The organism is Stenotrophomonas sp. PS02297 (assembly GCF_029959705.1).
GTDB classification, from domain to species: domain Bacteria; phylum Pseudomonadota; class Gammaproteobacteria; order Xanthomonadales; family Xanthomonadaceae; genus Stenotrophomonas; species Stenotrophomonas nitritireducens.
This window is the reverse complement of the sequence record NZ_JASCOS010000228.1, coordinates 1-2,152: the sequence shown is the minus strand read 5'-3', so window position 1 is coordinate 2,152 and position 2,152 is coordinate 1. Positions and strand designations below refer to the sequence as shown.

1 protein-coding gene is annotated in these 2,152 nt (G+C 68.0%); it reads right to left on the bottom strand.

Going from position 1 to position 2,152, the window contains the following annotated elements; all coding sequences use genetic code 11:
• Positions 1–1,843 (bottom strand): methyl-accepting chemotaxis protein (locus tag QMX80_RS19095; RefSeq protein ID WP_282278753.1); only part of this gene is annotated, 1,843 nt, incomplete at its 3' end.
• Positions 1,844–2,152 lie beyond the last annotated feature (309 nt).

The window sequence follows — 2,152 nt, the reverse complement described above, 5'->3', positions numbered from 1 at the left end:
CGGACACCTTGTCGACCGAGGTCTCGATCAGTTCCTTGATCTCCTTGGCGGCACCGGCCGAGCGCTGCGCCAGCGTACGCACCTCGCTGGCGACCACGGCGAAGCCGCGGCCCTGCTCGCCGGCGCGTGCGGCTTCCACTGCCGCGTTCAGGGCCAGGATGTTGGTCTGGAAGGCGATGCCGTCGATGACGCTGATGATGTCGGCGATCTTCTTCGACGAAGCCTCGATGTCGGCCATGGTGGTGACCACCAGGCCCACGACCTGTCCGCCCTGCGAGGCGACGCCGGCCGCGCCCTGCGCCAGCTGGTTGGCCTGGCGGGCGTGCTCGGCGTTCTGGCGCACGGTGGAGGTCAGTTCCTCCATCGAGGCGGCGGTTTCCTCCAGGTTGGCGGCCTGCTGCTCGGTGCGGCGCGACAGGTCGTTGTTGCCGGTGGCGATTTCCGAGGCGGCCAGGTTGATGCTGCCGGCGGCCTGCTGGATGCGGCCGACGATGGAGGTCAGCTGGGCGACGGTGGCGTTGGCGTCGTCGCGCATCCTGGCGAACACGCCGTGGAAATCGCCGTGCATGCGTGCGGTGAGATCGCCGCGGGCGATGGCCTGAAGCAGGCTGGAGGTCTCGGCCAGGCTGCCGTCGGTGACCTCCATCATCGCGTTGAGGTTGTGCACCATCTGCCGGAAGTCGTACTGGAAGCGCTCCTCGTCGCCGCGCTGGCTGAAGTCGCCGGCGGCCGCGGCGCCGCTCAGGCGGCGGATCTCGGCGCTGATCGCGGTGAGGTTGCGCTTGATGGTGGCCATGGTCTCGGTGATCTCGGCCTTCTCGCCGGGCAGCTGCGGCATGTCGCGGCTGAGGTCGCCCACGGCATAGCGCTGCGCCAGTTCGATCACCTGCATCTTCACGCCGATGTGGTTGCCCACCAGCTGGTTGGTGCCGTCGACCATCACCCCGTAGTCGCCGGGGAACGCGCCCTTGTCCATGCGGTAGCTGATGATGCCGGCGTCATGCTGGCGCTCCATCTCGCGCTGCGCGGCGATCACCGCCTGCAGCTGCACCTGCATGCGCTGCATGCTGCCCAGCAGCTGGCCGGCTTCATCGTGCGAGGTCTGGACGATGGTGTTGTCCAGGCGGCCGTTGGCGATGGCGTCGGCGACGGCGGTGGCCTTGCGCAGCGGCAGCACGATGCGGCTGCCGATCACCCAGCTCAGCGCGAACACCAGCAGCACCAGCACGCCGCCGGCGACGGTCATGATGCCGGTGAAGCGCAGCGCCTGGGTCTGCACGTCGTCCATGTAGACGCCAGTGGAGATCACCCAGTTCCAGGGCTTGTACATGCCCGCGTAAGCGAGCTTGGGAACCGGTTTCTTCTTCCCGGGCTTGACCCATTCGTAAGCGACGTAGCCGCCGCCGTTCTTCGCGGCCTCGACCTGGTCGCGGTACAGCGGCACGCCGTCCTCGCTGCGGAAGTCCTTCATGTCCTTGCCGACCAGCTCCTTGCGGAACGGGTGCATCAGCATGACGTAGTCGGTGCTGTAGATGTTGAAGTAACTGGATTCGCCCTTGGCGCGCATGGCTTCCAGCGCGGCGATGGCTTCGGCCTGCGCGCGTTCCAGCGGGAGGCTACCGTCGGCGACGCGTTCGGCGTAATGGTCCAGCACGCCGTAGGTCAGTTCGACGTCGCTCTGCAGCGAGACCTTGCGGGTCTCGTAGAGGTCCAGGTACTGCATGCGGGCCGCGACCACCGCCAGCGCGACCACGCCGATCGCGATGATGACCGTGAGCAGGTTGAGCTTGCCGCGCACGGAGATGTTGGAAATGAAGCTCGACCAGGTACGGAGAATATTCATGCGCGATGGGTGATTTGGGGGAATGGCCGCCGCGACGTCGGGCACGGAGACGGGACTTCACTGCTGGATATCGGCCAGGAATCCCGCAAGTTGAGCTGCGGGGGCCGGAAGCGGCGGCGGGCTCAGTCTGGAAGTGCGGCTCGCCACGGCGGAGGGCCGACAGCAGAACCCCGGCATATGCCGGGGTTGCTGTGGGGATGGATCAGAATTCCTGCCAGTCCGAATCGAGTGCTTCGGCGACGGCCGCGCGGGCCGGGCCCGGCGGCCAGGGCGGGGGGGGGGGGGCCGCCCGCGCCCGGGGCGCCCCCG